The sequence below is a fragment of the Xanthobacter sp. NM-59 genome (assembly GCF_021401125.1).
Lineage (GTDB): Bacteria > Pseudomonadota > Alphaproteobacteria > Rhizobiales > Xanthobacteraceae > Xanthobacter.
In genome coordinates this window covers 217,941-231,555 of record NZ_JACBFQ010000001.1, presented here as the reverse complement: position 1 = coordinate 231,555, position 13,615 = coordinate 217,941, and the positions used below count along the sequence as shown (strand labels likewise).

Genomic DNA, 13,615 nt, shown 5'->3' with positions numbered 1-13,615 from the left:
GATCCGGGGCGGCATGACCGACCTGCTTGCCGCCCTGGGCCTTATGCTCGCCATCGAGGGACTCTGCCTCGCGGCGTTCCCCCATGCCTGGCGCCGCGCGATGCTCGCGGTGCTCCACGCCCCCGAGGGCCCGATGCGCATCGCCGGGCTCGCGGTCGGCGCGGCCGGGGTGCTTGTCGTTTTCCTGGTGCGCACAGGGGCGCATTGAAACGACCCTAAGGCCATGCGCGGGGCGCGCGCTCCTGGCGATCCCCCTGGCTCTCTTTTTCGATTCCTTGCCGCGTCTCGGTTTCTTCGGTCGGCCCGATGCTGCCGATCGCCCTCGCTCCCGCGCCCGGGGAAAGGATGTGAAGCGGCTTCGCGCATTTGCCCTTGCGCCCTGGCTGCACCCGGCGCAGCCTCCGCAGGTCGCTGAAGCTTCGAGGAGACCGATGCCCTTGTCCCGCCGCTTCCTTCGTCGCCGGCCGCTCGTCGCCGCTGCCCTGGCCCTGTCCCTGGTCCTGCCCGTGCTGGCAGGTGGCCCCGTGGCCGCGGCGTCCGGCAAGGGCCCGGACACCGTCGCGGACGTGGCCGAGCGTGTCATGGACGCGGTGGTGAACATCTCCACCTCGCAAACGGTCGCCGCCTCCCGCAGCGTGCCCACCCCGCAGCTACCCCCCGGATCGCCTTTCGAGGATTTCTTCGACGAATTCTTCAAGCATCGGCAGGAAGACGGCGGAGAGGGCCGCTCCCGGCGGGTGTCCTCCCTCGGCTCGGGCTTCGTGATCGACCCTTCGGGCCTGATCGTGACCAACAACCACGTCATCGCCGATGCCGACGAGATCTACGCCAACTTTAATGATGGCTCGAAGCTGAAAGCGGAACTGATCGGCCGCGATATCAAGACCGACCTCGCCCTCCTGAAGGTGAAACCGGACAAGCCGCTCACCGCCGTGAAGTTCGGCAATTCAGACAAGCTGCGCGTGGGCGACTGGGTGATGGCCATCGGCAATCCGTTTGGTCTCGGCGGAACCCTGACCGTGGGCGTGGTTTCGGCCCGCAACCGCGACATCAATTCCGGCCCCTACGACAACTTCATCCAGACCGATGCCGCCATTAATCGTGGCAATTCGGGCGGGCCCCTGTTCAACATGGAAGGCGAGGTGGTGGGCATCAACACCGCGATCATCTCTCCGTCCGGCGGGTCCATCGGCATCGGCTTCGCGGTGCCCTCCGCCACCGCGCAGCCGGTGATCGCCCAGCTTGAGCAGTTCAAAGAGGTGCGGCGCGGCTGGATTGGCGTGCGCATCCAGGCCGTTACTGACGAGCTCGCCGAGAGCCTCGGCATGGGCAAGCCGCGCGGCGCGCTGGTGGGCGTGGTGAGCGAGGGCGGCCCGGCAGCCAAAGCGGGGCTGAAGCCCGGCGACGTCATCGTCAAGTTCGACGGGCGCGACATCAAGACCATTCGCGACCTCACCCGCACCGTCGCGGACACCATGGCCGAGCGCGAGGTGGACGTGGTGGTGATCCGCAAGGGCAAAGAGGAAAGCCTGCGCCTCAAGGTCGCCCGCATGCCCGAGGACGACAAGCTGGAGGCCGGCAAGGCTGGGGAGGACCAGAAGGCCGCCCCCAAGCGCGCCCTGGGCCTGGACCTTGCGCCCATGAGCGAAGAGCTGCGCAAGCGCTACAATATCAAGACGGAGATCAAGGGCGCCGTCATCACCGCCGTCGAGGCGGGCACCGATGCCGCGGACAAGGGGTTGCGCGCCGGTCAGGTCATCGTGCAGGTGGGCCAGGAGCCTGTTTCCACCCCCGCCGATGTGCAAAAGCAGATCGAAGCGTTGCGCAAGGCCAAGAAGAAGTCGGCGCTGTTGCTGGTTTCCGATGGTGAAGGCCAGCAGGAATTCGTCACCCTGCCCCTCAACTGAGGCAGGCCCGCCGCGCCACGAGCTGAGTGGCGCGGCCCATTTTCAGAGCGGGTGGAATTCCTCGCGCGTATAGCCCTGCATGTAGAGCAGCGCGCTGAGGTCGCCATGGTCGATGCGGGCATGGGCGGCGGCCGCCACCTGAGGCTTGGCGTGGAAGGCGACGCCCAACCCGGCTTCCGCCAGCATGGCGAGATCATTGGCGCCATCGCCCACCGCCAGGGTTTCGGAGGGGGCGAGATGGAAGCGGTCGCGCAGCTCCACCAGGGTCGCGAACTTGGCGTCGCGGCCCAAAATGGGCTCGGCCACCGCGCCCACGAACTCGCCGCCATCCACCAGCAAGGTGTTGGCGCGATGCTCGTCGAAGCCCACCCGCGCCGCGATGGCCGAAGTGAACAGGGTGAAGCCGCCGGAAACGAGGGCCGTATAGGCCCCGTTCGCCCGCATGGTGCCCACCAGTTCCTGTCCGCCGGGCGTGAGATGGATGCGATCGCGCAGCACCTCGTCCACCACGGAGGCGGAAAGACCCCGCAGCAGCGCCACGCGCTCGCGCAAAGCGGGCTCGAACTCGATCTCGCCGCGCATGGCGCGCTCGGTGATGGCAGCCACATGGGCCTTCACCCCCACCACGTCCGCCAGCTCGTCGATGCATTCCTGGCGGATCATGGTGGAATCCATGTCGGCAAGGAACAAACGCTTGCGCCGGCCGGCCTCCAGTTGCACCACCACGTCGATGGGCGCGCCCTTCAGGGCGGCGCGCACCTTGTCGGCGATGGCGCGGGAATCGGCGCCGAGCGTGGGCGCGAAGTGGATGTCGGCGGCCACATCGGGGGCGAGGATCACCGGTTCCTGGGCATGGGGCAGCACGGCGCGCGCGTCGTGGATTGCCTCACGGGTCAAAGCCGGGGCAGATGGATTCGAAATCAGCGTTGCAACGTAGGCCATGGAAGAACCGGAAACAGGACAGAAGGGGACGGCGGTGCTCATCGCAGGTCCCACCGCCAGCGGCAAGTCGGCGCTCGCCCTCGCGCTCGCGGAGCGCACGGGAGGAATCGTGCTGAATGCAGATTCCATGCAAGTCTATGGCGATCTTGCTGTGCTCACGGCGCGGCCGAGCGACGCGGACCTTAGGCGTGCACCGCATCATCTTTATGGCCATGTGGACGCGGATGCGGAATATTCTGTCGGCCATTGGCTGCGCGACGCCCAGGCGGCGCTGGCCAGCGCATGGGCCACGGGGCGGCTACCGATTCTCGTCGGCGGCACCGGGCTCTATTTTCGTGCATTGACGCAAGGGCTTGTGGAGGTCCCCCCGATCCCCGAGGCGGTTCGTGCGGCCGTACGCGGCGCGGCGGAGGGGATGGAGAATGCCGCCCTGCACGCCCGCCTGCAGCAGGTGGACCCACCAGCCGCCACGCGCATCGGCGCCAATGACCGCCAGCGCATCCTGCGCGCGCTCGAGGTCGCGGAAGCCACCGGCCGCCCCATTTCGCAGTGGCAAGGCGCGGCTCAGCCCCCCTTTCTTGCGCCTGAGTCGTGCGTTCGCCTGGTGCTGGAGGTCGATCCCGAAATCCTGCGCCGGCGCATCGATGAGCGTTTCCTGTCGATGCTGGATCAGGGGGCCCTGGAGGAAGTGCGCCGGCTCGTCGCCCGGCGGCTTGATCCCGCGCGCACAGCCCTCAAGGCCCATGGCGCCCCGGCCCTGACCCGCCATCTGGCCGGCGACATGAGCCTTGCGGAGGCCATCGCCGAAGGCCAGGGCGACACGCGGCGCTATGCCAAGCGCCAACGCACCTTCTTCCGCCATCAGATGGCCGATTGGCCGCGCGCACGCCCTGAGGACGCGCTGGAACAGCTGCTGGCCGCCCTGCCCCCTCAGCTCGGCTGAGGGCGGGCACGGCCGGCACGGCGGGGCGGCACCATCCAACGTTGACGCAAGGCCGCGAGCACGGCCACCACAAGCCCGCCGGCAAGCACCCACCAGGCCGGCCGCGGGCCGATGTCGAATGTCAGATTCGCCTGCGCCACCAGCCACGGATCCACGCGTGTGGCGAGGCCATACCAAGCCACCTCCACGCCCGCCGTCAGCCCGGCAGCCAGCACGGACAGCAGGGCGAGAAGACCCGGCGTCACCTGCCCCCTCAGCCAGAACGTCACGCGGTAGAGGCCCAGCAGCAGCAGCACGCCGCTCATCAGAACCGGCTCGGTCACATCGAGCTTCGACTGAATGAAGAAGTGCAGCGCCGCCAGCGGGGCGATGACATAGACCGCCTTGTGGAGAAGGTTCCAACGCCTAGCGCCCAGGCGCTGAATGGCGCCATCGGTGGAGGTGGCACCCAGGACCACCAGCAGGACCACCGCAACCGCGCCGATTGTCAGGTACGCGCGCAGCACAATCTCGGAAGCCGCCCTCAGGGGCCCCTGGTCGATGATGAAAAGCAGCAGGTGGAGCAGGCCATAGCCGAGGGCGGCCAGGCCCAGGATGCGCCGCCCGAAGAACAGCTTCGGTGCCGCGAACAGCCGCCGCAGGGGCGTGACCGCCAGCGTCAGAACCAGGAAGCGGATGGCCCACAGGCCCGTGAAGTGAATGGCTCCGGTCCAGGGGCGCGCGCCCAGCCCTCCGCTCAGCACCAGCCCGCAAAGCCATGCAGCAGGCAGGAGCGAGAGCAGCAGGAACCCCGTCTTTTCCCGGCTGAAGGCGCCGGAGCGTTCATGAAAGAGCGACATGCGCGGCCTTTTGCGTGGAGCGAGAGAGAGCCCCTCCCCCCGATACGCCGCGCAGTGCGCCAATGTTACGGCCCCTCGCACACGATGGCGTGAGGCCGCGCCCTCAGGCGGCCAGGACTTCGGCAGCCGGCTCGCGCTCGGGCGCCTCGGTCAGCAGCAGCGCGGCGCCCAGGCCCACCATGCAAATCGCCGGCAGAAGGCCGATGGCCATGCGGAACGCATGGGGGTCGAGGGCGGTGCCGCTACCCTCGCCGAAGACATCCAGCAGGACGCCGAAGCCCCACTCGCCAAGCCCGCCGAGCAGCATGATCATCATATTCGTGGCGGCGATCGCCGTGCCCGTCACCTCCGGCGGATTGTGCTCCACCGCGGAGGCGAAGCACACCACCTGGGAGGTGGAGGCCAGCCCCAGCAGCAGCATGAGGCCGTACATGCCGGTGATCGAGACATTGGTGATGAGGGCGATGGCCAGGGTGACGGCGCAGGTGGCGACCGCCGAGCCCAGCAGCAGCGCACGGCGCGAGCGATAGCGATCCGAAACGAAGCCCGCGATGGGCCCGCCCACCAGCCAGCCCACATACATGACCGAGACGGCGGCCGCCGCCTGGTCCGCATCCGCCCCGGTGACCGCGCGGATGTAGTCCTCGCCCCACAGCGCGCCGAGGATGGAGAGCGGCATGTAAAGCGCGGCGCCCACGATACCGAGATACCAGCTCTGTGGATTGGACCACACCACCTTCAGGGCATCCAGCACATGGGGCCGCTTGCGCGCCGCGTTGCGGGCCTCCGCCTCGGGATGCGAGCGGACGATCAGCAGGATGAGCAGCATGATGAAGAGGCCAAGCCCACCCGCCGCGAGCAGTGCGCCGCGCCAGCCGATGGTTTCCACCATGAAGGCCGTGCCGGAATTGCCGATGATGGCGCCGGCCATGCCCAGAGAGGTGGTGAGGCCCGCGAGCAGCGCCAGCATGGAGCGCGGGAACCAGTCCGCCGCAAGATACATGGTGCCGACGAAGGCGAAGGCGGAACCCAGCCCCTGCAGGAAGCGCGCGGAGGACAGCAGCATGGGATGGGTGCCCATCACCTCCACGAATGCGCCGAGAGTGCAGATCAGCGCCGCGACCACCAGCGTACGCTTGGCCCCGAAACGGTCGATGACCGTGCCGGAGAAGAGCTGCATGGGCGAATAGATGAAGTAATAGGCCCCGGCCGCCGCCCCGAGCGCTTCCGCCGAAAGGCGGAAATTTGCCTGAAGCTCCGGCTCCATGGCCGAGGGGGCAACGCGCACGAAGAACTCGTAGAGATAGAAGAGCGCCGCGGTGCCCCAGACGATCCACCCCGTGAGCGTTGCCCGTTCGACATCCCGCCCACCAACCTGCTCATCGACAATCATGCCACGCCCCCAGCCCACTGACGGTAAGTCTAGCTCCGGGGGCCGACCTCCGCCAAGGGCAGAGGCGCCGGCCGCTCAGACCGCCACGGGCGCCCGGATGGACGGATGGGGATCGTAGCCGGCGAAGTGCACGTCCTCGAAACGGAAGGCGAAGAGGTCACTCACCTCCGGGTTCAACTCCAGGCGCGGCAGGGCGCGGGGCTTGCGGGTGAGTTGCTCGCGGGCCTGGTCAAGGTGATTCAGGTAAAGGTGGGCATCCCCCAGCGTGTGGATGAAATCGCCCGCCTTCAGCCCGCACACCTGCGCCACCATGTGGGTAAGCAGCGCGTAGGAAGCGATGTTGAAGGGCACGCCAAGGAAAACATCCGCCGAACGCTGATAGAGCTGGCACGAAAGCTTGCCTTCGGCCACCGCGAACTGGAACAGGCAGTGGCAGGGCGGCAACGCCATCTTCGGCACATCCGCCGGATTCCACGCGGTGACGATGAGGCGGCGCGAATCGGGGTTCCTGCGAATGTCCGCCACCACCTGGGCGATCTGGTCGATCACCCCGCCCTCGGGATTGGGCCACGAGCGCCACTGATGGCCATAGACGGGGCCAAGGTCCCCATTGGCATCGGCCCACTCGTCCCAGATAGAAACGCCGTGGTCCTTCAGGTAGCGGATGTTGGTGTCGCCGGCGAGGAACCACAATAGCTCATGCACGATGGATTTCAGGTGCAGCTTCTTGGTGGTGACGAGCGGAAAGCCTTCGTCGAGCCGGAAGCGCATCTGGTGCCCGAACACGCTGAGCGTCCCCGTCCCCGTGCGGTCGTCCTTGCGCGCGCCCTCGTGGAGAATGTGCTTCAGAAGGTCGAGATACTGCTGCATGATTCCCCAGAGCGCTTGTCCTTGCGCGCTTCCTTCACGCGAAGCGGTTGCCACTTCGCCCGGAAGCGCCCTATCCCCAGGCCCCCGGCCGAGACGCGCCAGCTTTACACCAACTCGCCCGCATCGCCACTGCCCGGAGGTGGGCGGCCCACAAGCGCGGGCCGGCGACAGCCCCATGCATGCCCTGTGTATGCCCTGTGCACGACTCGCCAATCTTCCCGCTTCCCCCTCTTGCAATGTGTGAAGAGCTTGCGTAGGTTCCGCGCTCTCTTCGGCGCCCCGCGCTGAAGCGCGTGCAGGTGTAGCTCAGTTGGTTAGAGCGCCGGTCTGTGGAACCGGAGGTCGGTGGTTCGAGCCCACCCACCTGTACCACCGCAAAACACCCATTACATGTCTGCGCATTTACGATTCGGCTTGTCTGGATCCGCATGACCCCGCCGCCTTGCCAGCCGGTTTCGCTGCGGGCACCTGTCACACGGGATGCGCCAGCGAGTCGGGCGCCTAGCGCTGCGGCCCCCTGCCCTTCGCAGCCACGGCAGCGGCCTCGTGGCGGAAGATGGTCACGATCTGGCGGCCGATATCTTCCGGCGACAGGCCTCCGGGCCGATACCACAGGCCCACATTGTTCAAGAGCGTGAGCAGCAGCAGCCGGTAGACGCCGGGGTCGATTCCCTCCGCCAGCGGCAGGTCCGCCACCAGGGCCACGAAGATCTGCTCGAAGGCGTCGCGCTTGGCGATGAGGCTTTCCTGCACATGGCGCGGCACCGCCAGGAAATCATTCATCAGCGGCATGGTGATGGATTGCGGGTCCAGCTGGATGCCCAGCATGGTCACGCAGGCCGCCTCCAGCCGCGCCCAGGGGTCGCTCTCCTGCTCGATGGCGGCGCGAATGCGATCCTCCGCCACCTGCAAGGCGGTGTCGTGGATCTTGATGAACAAGAGCTCCTTGGATTTGATGTAGTGGTAGAGCGAGCCGCCCAGCAGCCCCACCCGCTCGCCAATGTCGCGCACCGAGGTGGCGGCATAGCCGCGCTCGGCGAAAAGGCTGGCGGCCGCCTCCAGAATGGCGCGATGCCGCTCGCTGATCTCCCCCGCGAACAGTTCGCCGCCAACCCTGGTCGGCACGTCGCCTGATGCCGCCGCGGCCTTGCCGGACGCCCGCTGGGCCTTGGCCGCCGCGCCGTGGGCCTTGCCCGATGCCGTGCTGTCGCTCACCCCACACCTCGTGCTGCGGCGCCCGGCCAGGCCGCGCCCACCGCTTTGCGAACTCGCCCCGGCCGTCGCAGGCCGGCGGGTCGATCATCCATCCGTCTCTTCCCTTACCCCGCCCCGGCGCCGGAACACCAGCGCCTCAACACATTCGACCATGGTTGCGAAAGCCGCGTCGCGCTCGCCTCTTGCGGAGTGTAACAATCGTTTGATACATAGCGGAAGAGCGGAGATCACCAAACGTGGCGAGACCTCTGGCAGGCCCAGGAACCAAGCATCGGCGCAGCGCACCCGCGCGGCACCGGATGGCTGGGACATTTTGCCGGCAATGGTCCGCGCGCCGTGCTCCGCCCTCCTCCCCGCCATTTCGCGCTGCCGCAGGGCGCCGCCCGAGTGCGTCGTACTTCCGCGCGCCCCTTCAACACCAAGGACATGCCCATGGCCGCTTACGTGCCGCCCGTCGATGACGTCGCCTTTCTGCTGGGGCACGTCTTCAGCTTCGATCAGGCCATGGCCGATCTGCCGAGCTATCCGGAGGTGAACACCGAGCTGGCGGTGAGCGTGCTGGAGGAAGGCGGCAAGTTCTGCGCCGGCGTGCTGGAGCCCCTCAACCGCCCCGGCGACGAAGAAGGCTGTACCCTTTCCGGCGACAAGGTGACCACGCCCAAGGGTGTCGCCGAGGCTTATCGCGCCTTTGCCGATGCCGGCTGGTGCAGCCTTTCGGGCGATGCGGAATTCGGCGGCCAGGGCCTGCCTCGCGTGCTGCAGATCCTGCTCGACGAGATGCTGTCATCGGCCAATTTGTCGTTCGGCCTGTTCCCCGGCCTCACCCGTGGCGCGGTGGAGGCCATCGGCCATCACGCCAGCGCCGAGCTGAAGGCCACCTACCTGCCGAAGATGATCTCCGGCGAGTGGACCGGCGCCATGGCCCTCACCGAGGCCTCGGCCGGCACGGATCTCGGCCTGCTCTCCACCCGCGCGGCGCCCAATGGCGATGGCTCTTTCGCCATCACCGGCACCAAGATCTTCATCTCCTCGGGTGACCAGGATTTCGGCGGCAACATCATCCACCTAGTGCTCGCCCGCCTGCCAGACGCGCCCAAGGGCGTGAAGGGCATCAGTCTGTTCCTGTGCCCCAAATTCCTGGTGGAGGCGGACGGGAGCCTGGGCAAGCGCAACGGCATGAGCGTGGGCGCGCTGGAACACAAGATGGGCATTCACGCCCAGCCCACCTGCGTGATGAACTATGACGGCGCCACCGGCTGGCTGGTGGGCGAACCCGGCCGCGGCCTCAACGCCATGTTCACCATGATGAATGCCGAGCGCCTGTTCGTGGGCATCCAGGGCCTGGGCATCGCGGAAGCCGCGAACCAGAAGGCCGTGGCCTACGCCCGCGAGCGCCTGCAGGGCCATGGGGCCGATGGCACGCCGGGGCCGGTCGCCATCATCAACCACCCCGACGTGCGCAAGATGCTGCTGAAGGGCCGCGCCTTCGCGGAAGCCGGCCGCGCGCTCGCGGTGTGGACCGCCCTTCAGATGGACGTCGCCACCCATCATCCCGACGCCGCCGCCCGCCAGGAGGCGGACGCGCTGGTGGCCCTGATGACGCCGGTGGTGAAGGCTGCCTTCACCGATTTCGGCTTCGAGACGGCGGTGGCCTCGCAGCAGGTGTTCGGCGGCCACGGCTACATTCGCGAATGGGGCATGGAGCAGTATGTGCGCGATGCCCGCATCGCGCAGATCTATGAGGGCACCAACGGCGTCCAGGCCATGGATCTGGTGGGCCGCAAGATCACCATGGATGGCGGCAAGCTGCCTTTGCACTTCTTTGCCCTGGTGGAGGCTGATCTCGATGCCGCCTTGCCCCTGGCCGGCGCCGAGCTGGTGCGGCCGGCGGTGGATGCGCTGGCGCGGCTGAAGAGCGCCACCGCCCGCCTCGCCGAGCATGGCGGCGCCATCGAGGCCGGCGCGGCCGCCACCGATTATCTGCGCCTGTTCGCCCTCGTCTCCTTCGGCTGGATGTGGGTGCGCATGGCCGCTGCCGCATCCGCCCTGAACGACCAGGCGACCCCGGTGGCCAAGCGTAAGCCGGCGCTGGCGCGCTTCTTCATGGAGCGCATGCTGCCGGAGACGCTCGGCCTGGAAGCCGCGCTGGCCCATGGCGCGCCGTCTCTCATGACCCTTCCGGCGGACGCCTTCTGAGCGCCCGCCGAACGACACTCAACGACAACACCGAACACAACAGCTTTCAAACGGAGGAAAACCATGCTCGGAACCATGATGGATGTCCCGCTGCTGCTCTCATCCATTCTGCGGCATGCGGAGGCCTATCACTCCGACGGGGAGGTGGTATCGGCGACGGTGGAGGGGGGCCTCCACCGTTACACCTATGGGGAGCTGTCCAAGCGCACCAAGAAGCTCGCCAACGCGCTCGCCCGCATGGGCCTTGAGCCGGGCGACCGGGTCGGCACCCTGGCATGGAACGGCTATCGCCACATGGAGCTCTATTTCGGCGTCTCCGGATCGGGCTTCGTGTGCCACACCATCAATCCGCGCCTGTTCCGCGAGCAGATCGCCTACATCATCCACAATGCCGCCGACAGCGTGCTGTTCTTCGACCTCACCTTCCTGCCCATCGTCGAGGAGTTGGCCGGGCAGTTGAAGGACCTCAAGGCCATCGTGGCCATGACGGACGAGGCGCACATGCCCAAGTCCGAGGCGCTGCCGGGCCTTTTGTGCTATGAAACGCTGATCGCCGACGAGCCGGACAGCTTCGAGTGGCCCGCCTTCGACGAAAATACAGCATCCAGTCTCTGCTACACGTCCGGCACCACGGGTGACCCGAAGGGCGTGCTCTACAGCCACCGCTCCTGCGTGCTGCACGCCATGGCCATCACCATGCCGGACGCCTTCGGCTTCTCCGCGGCGGACGTGATCGCGCCCATCGTGCCCATGTTCCATGTTAATGCGTGGGGCCTGCCCTTCGTTGGCGCCATGGTGGGCGCCAAGCTGGTGCTGCCCGGCGCTCACCTCGACGGCGCCAGCCTTTACCACCTGTTCGAAGGCGAGAAGGTTTCCTTCACCGCCGGCGTGCCCACCGTGTGGCTCGGTCTGCTGGATTGGATGGACACGCACGGCCGCAGCTTCACCTCCCTGAAGCGGGTGGTGATCGGCGGCTCTGCGACTCCGCCCATCATGATCTCGCGCTTCCACAATATGGGCGTGAAGGTGCGCCACGCCTGGGGCATGACGGAAACGAGCCCGGTGGGCCTCGCCGCCGCCCTGAAGCCCAAGCACGAGGCGTTGGAGCCCGAAGCCAAGCTGGCGCTGGAATGCAAGCAGGGCCGCCCGCTGTTCGGCATGGAGTTCCGCGTGGCCGGCGCCGACGGCCAGCAGGTGGCGCGCGACGGCAAGAGCTTCGGCGCCATGATGGTGCGCGGGCCGTGGGTGGCGGCCTCCTACTTCAACACGCCGCACAGCCCCGCCCATGAGGAGATGCCCGGCTGGTTCAACACCGGCGACGTGGTGACCCAGGACGAGGACGGCTTCATCCAGATCGTCGACCGCACCAAGGACGTGGTGAAGTCCGGCGGCGAATGGATCTCTTCCATCGAGCTGGAAAACATCGCCCAGGCCCATCCCGCCATCCAGGAAGCGGCCATCGTGGCGAAACCCGATGCCCGCTGGGGCGAGCGGCCGGTTCTGGTGGTGGTGCTGAAGCCCGGCGCCAGCTTCACCCGCGCCGACATGCGCGCCCATTACGAGGGCAAAATCGCAAAGTGGACCATTCCGGACGATGTGGTGATCGTGCCGGAACTGCCGCACACGGCCACCGGCAAGCTCTCCAAGAAGGCGGTGCGCCAGATCATCCTGGAGCAGATCTCCGGCAATGGTCCCGAGGCCTTCATGAGCTGAGCTCACGGCAAGCCGGCACGCCCCCACGGGCGGGCCGGCTCACCGGCCGTTGCTCACCAAGGGCTGATCCGCGCCGGGCAGATGGAAGCGCTCCGCCACCACGCGAGCCATCATGTCCGCGTCCGGATTGTCTGGCCCGTAGGGCCCATGGGGCTCGCCCACGTCCCACAGCAGCGAATAAAGCCACAGGCCGCCCGCCTTCAGCCGCATGGCCGCATTGGCGAAATCCACCACATCGGTGAGCGATCGCTTCACGTCCCCATGCCAGGGCGGACCGGAGCGCAGGCCCAGGAAAACCGATGCCTGGGGGAAGTGATACTGGTAGGCCTCCAGCGCCCGTACCGGGTCATAGCCCGGCTTCTCGTCGAACGACATGATGTTGATGATGTCGATGGCCGCGCGCGCCTTGGGGTCGCGCGCCAGGGCGGCCACATAGCCGTGATTCCAGCCCACCGGCTTCTGCTGCGAATAGGGGCCGAAATAGGCGCCCGTATTATAGGCATCGAAGGCGAGGCGATATTTCGGGCGCGGGAACTTGTCGCGGAAGGTCTTGATGACGCGCACCAATTCGCCGTCCGTGTAGCACCACACGTCCTTGTTGGGCTTTACGAGGCAGTGCTTGTCCCCCTCCATGGAGGCGGCGACGCATTCATAGTCCACGTCGATGTCGCGAATGCCCATCTGTTCGAGGAACAGGCTGAGCGCGCGGAAATGGGTGCCGTTCATGCCCGCCCAGCCCTCGCGGTCATAGGGCTCGAAGCCGAGCTTCCCGCCCTGCTGCACGGCGAGCGCGATGCGAATGCCGGGACGGCGCAGGCGCAGCAGGTCCAGCGCGTTCTTCAGCTGGTGGCCCGTGCCCTGGAACTGGAGGCCGGTGGTCATGAAGACATCGTCGTCCAACCCCTCATAGGTCACCTGCGGGCGGGCGAAGCACAGGGTCACCGTGGAGACGTAGGGCGGCAGATTGGTGAGGTAGAAGACCTCCGGATATGCGGGATCGGGCTTCTCGTACCAGGAGTCCCAATGCACGTGGAATTCCTGCCCCGACGGCTGCGGCAGCGACATCTTTCCCGCGAGAACCAGGCTCAGCGTGCCACCAGACCCCACCGCCATCTGGCCCGAGGTGATGTCCACCACCTGCCCATAGGCCAGCGCCGGCACGTCAAGCATCAGGTCCGAACCCACCTGCCCCGTCACCACCAGAGCGCCGTCCTCGGAGATCAGCCGGAAGCTCTTGGCCCGGCCATCCTGGCGCACGGTGCCGAACCACAGCCCGGCCACCTGCTGCGCGCCCGCCGCGCCAGCCTTGAACGGCTCCAGCGGCAGGCGCACCCGCGCCATCAGCGGCGATCCCGCCGATGCCGGCCCTAAGAGTTCGAGGGTTCCCAGAGCAAAACGCGCCGCCGCTGAAGCCGCGTCGGAAACCGGCCCGCCACTGACCACCGAGATCGTCACCCCATGCCCTCCGGCTCGCGCCCGCATCGGCCCGTCGAAATGCGAGACGAACATAGGCAGCGCCGCCGGGGCGCCGCAAGCCGAAGCGGAAGCATCGCCGTTCAGGTCACCGAAGCTAGGCAGATGGTTGCATGGCGCAGCA

Annotated in this window: 11 protein-coding genes and 1 tRNA gene; 6 read left to right on the top strand and 6 right to left on the bottom strand. The window is 67.4% G+C overall.

Translation table 11 applies throughout. The annotated features are described in order from the left end of the window. Positions 1 to 13: 13 nt before the first annotated feature. Both L0966_RS01070 and L0966_RS01065 read left to right on the top strand, forming a co-directional pair. Positions 14 to 208, top strand: a complete 195-nt coding sequence (locus L0966_RS01070) for a DUF2065 domain-containing protein (protein WP_234049997.1) — start codon at positions 14 to 16, stop codon at positions 206 to 208. Positions 209 to 431: 223 nt separating this feature from the next. Beyond that, entirely contained in the window at positions 432 to 1,907 is a 1,476-nt protein-coding gene (locus L0966_RS01065; RefSeq protein ID WP_234049996.1) for a DegQ family serine endoprotease, read from the top strand. 42 nt (positions 1,908 to 1,949) lie between these two features. Here the strand turns inward: L0966_RS01065 and serB are convergent, their stop codons facing one another. Then, the gene (serB, locus tag L0966_RS01060) at positions 1,950 to 2,849 is read right to left on the bottom strand and encodes a phosphoserine phosphatase SerB (protein WP_234049995.1); all 900 of its coding nucleotides are present in this window, start codon (positions 2,847 to 2,849) and stop codon (positions 1,950 to 1,952) included. Between serB and miaA the strand changes: the two genes are divergently transcribed. After that, a complete protein-coding gene (gene miaA / locus L0966_RS01055) occupies positions 2,848 to 3,792 on the top strand; it encodes a tRNA (adenosine(37)-N6)-dimethylallyltransferase MiaA (RefSeq protein WP_234049994.1) in 945 nt (314 codons plus the stop codon). The two genes, serB and miaA, sit on opposite strands and share 2 nt — an antisense overlap. On the opposite strand, the gene L0966_RS01050 is transcribed toward miaA, so the two are convergent. The 3 genes from L0966_RS01050 to L0966_RS01040 form a co-directional block, all read right to left on the bottom strand. Beyond that, positions 3,780 to 4,631, bottom strand: a complete 852-nt coding sequence (locus L0966_RS01050; protein WP_234049993.1) for a sulfite oxidase heme-binding subunit YedZ — start codon at positions 4,629 to 4,631, stop codon at positions 3,780 to 3,782. The genes miaA and L0966_RS01050 overlap by 13 nt on opposite strands. A 103-nt stretch (positions 4,632 to 4,734) precedes the next feature. Beyond that, positions 4,735 to 6,024: an MFS transporter gene (locus tag L0966_RS01045; protein WP_234049992.1), complete on the bottom strand. Its 1,290-nt coding sequence runs from the start codon at positions 6,022 to 6,024 to the stop codon at positions 4,735 to 4,737. Positions 6,025 to 6,099: 75 nt separating this feature from the next. Next, positions 6,100 to 6,894, bottom strand: coding sequence for a thymidylate synthase (locus L0966_RS01040; RefSeq protein ID WP_234049991.1), 795 nt, complete (start codon positions 6,892 to 6,894; stop codon positions 6,100 to 6,102). A 295-nt stretch (positions 6,895 to 7,189) separates the two neighbouring features. Between L0966_RS01040 and L0966_RS01035 the strand changes: the two genes are divergently transcribed. Then, positions 7,190 to 7,266 (top strand) — tRNA-His (locus L0966_RS01035). A gap of 129 nt (positions 7,267 to 7,395) precedes the next feature. On the opposite strand, the gene L0966_RS01030 is transcribed toward L0966_RS01035, so the two are convergent. Next, positions 7,396 to 8,109: a TetR/AcrR family transcriptional regulator gene (locus L0966_RS01030; RefSeq protein WP_234049990.1), complete on the bottom strand. Its 714-nt coding sequence runs from the start codon at positions 8,107 to 8,109 to the stop codon at positions 7,396 to 7,398. 432 nt (positions 8,110 to 8,541) lie between these two features. Here L0966_RS01030 and L0966_RS01025 point away from each other — a divergent pair, with 432 nt between their 5' ends. After that, on the top strand, positions 8,542 to 10,305 hold the full coding sequence (locus L0966_RS01025) for an acyl-CoA dehydrogenase (RefSeq protein WP_234050789.1): 1,764 nt from the start codon (positions 8,542 to 8,544) through the stop codon (positions 10,303 to 10,305). Between the two features lie 63 nt (positions 10,306 to 10,368). Next, positions 10,369 to 12,018, top strand: coding sequence for a long-chain-fatty-acid--CoA ligase (locus tag L0966_RS01020; protein WP_234049989.1), 1,650 nt, complete (start codon positions 10,369 to 10,371; stop codon positions 12,016 to 12,018). 39 nt (positions 12,019 to 12,057) lie between these two features. Here the strand turns inward: L0966_RS01020 and L0966_RS01015 are convergent, their stop codons facing one another. Further along, a complete protein-coding gene (locus L0966_RS01015) occupies positions 12,058 to 13,359 on the bottom strand; it encodes a hypothetical protein (protein WP_234049988.1) in 1,302 nt (433 codons plus the stop codon). Between the last annotated feature and the right edge of the window lie 256 nt (positions 13,360 to 13,615).

What these genes read in the sequence shown, in the direction of transcription:
- L0966_RS01050 (WP_234049993.1), bottom strand. Translation starts at nt 4,631, where the DNA reads ATGTCGCTCTTTCATGAACGCTCCGGCGCCTTCAGCCGGGAAAAGACG.
- L0966_RS01025 (WP_234050789.1), top strand. Translation starts at nt 8,542, where the DNA reads ATGGCCGCTTACGTGCCGCCCGTCGATGACGTCGCCTTTCTGCTGGGG.
- serB (WP_234049995.1), bottom strand. Translation starts at nt 2,849, where the DNA reads ATGGCCTACGTTGCAACGCTGATTTCGAATCCATCTGCCCCGGCTTTG.
- L0966_RS01065 (WP_234049996.1), top strand. Translation starts at nt 432, where the DNA reads ATGCCCTTGTCCCGCCGCTTCCTTCGTCGCCGGCCGCTCGTCGCCGCT.
- L0966_RS01015 (WP_234049988.1), bottom strand. Translation starts at nt 13,359, where the DNA reads ATGGCGCGGGTGCGCCTGCCGCTGGAGCCGTTCAAGGCTGGCGCGGCG.
- L0966_RS01040 (WP_234049991.1), bottom strand. Translation starts at nt 6,894, where the DNA reads ATGCAGCAGTATCTCGACCTTCTGAAGCACATTCTCCACGAGGGCGCG.
- miaA (WP_234049994.1), top strand. Translation starts at nt 2,848, where the DNA reads ATGGAAGAACCGGAAACAGGACAGAAGGGGACGGCGGTGCTCATCGCA.
- L0966_RS01045 (WP_234049992.1), bottom strand. Translation starts at nt 6,024, where the DNA reads ATGATTGTCGATGAGCAGGTTGGTGGGCGGGATGTCGAACGGGCAACG.
- L0966_RS01020 (WP_234049989.1), top strand. Translation starts at nt 10,369, where the DNA reads ATGCTCGGAACCATGATGGATGTCCCGCTGCTGCTCTCATCCATTCTG.
- L0966_RS01070 (WP_234049997.1), top strand. Translation starts at nt 14, where the DNA reads ATGACCGACCTGCTTGCCGCCCTGGGCCTTATGCTCGCCATCGAGGGA.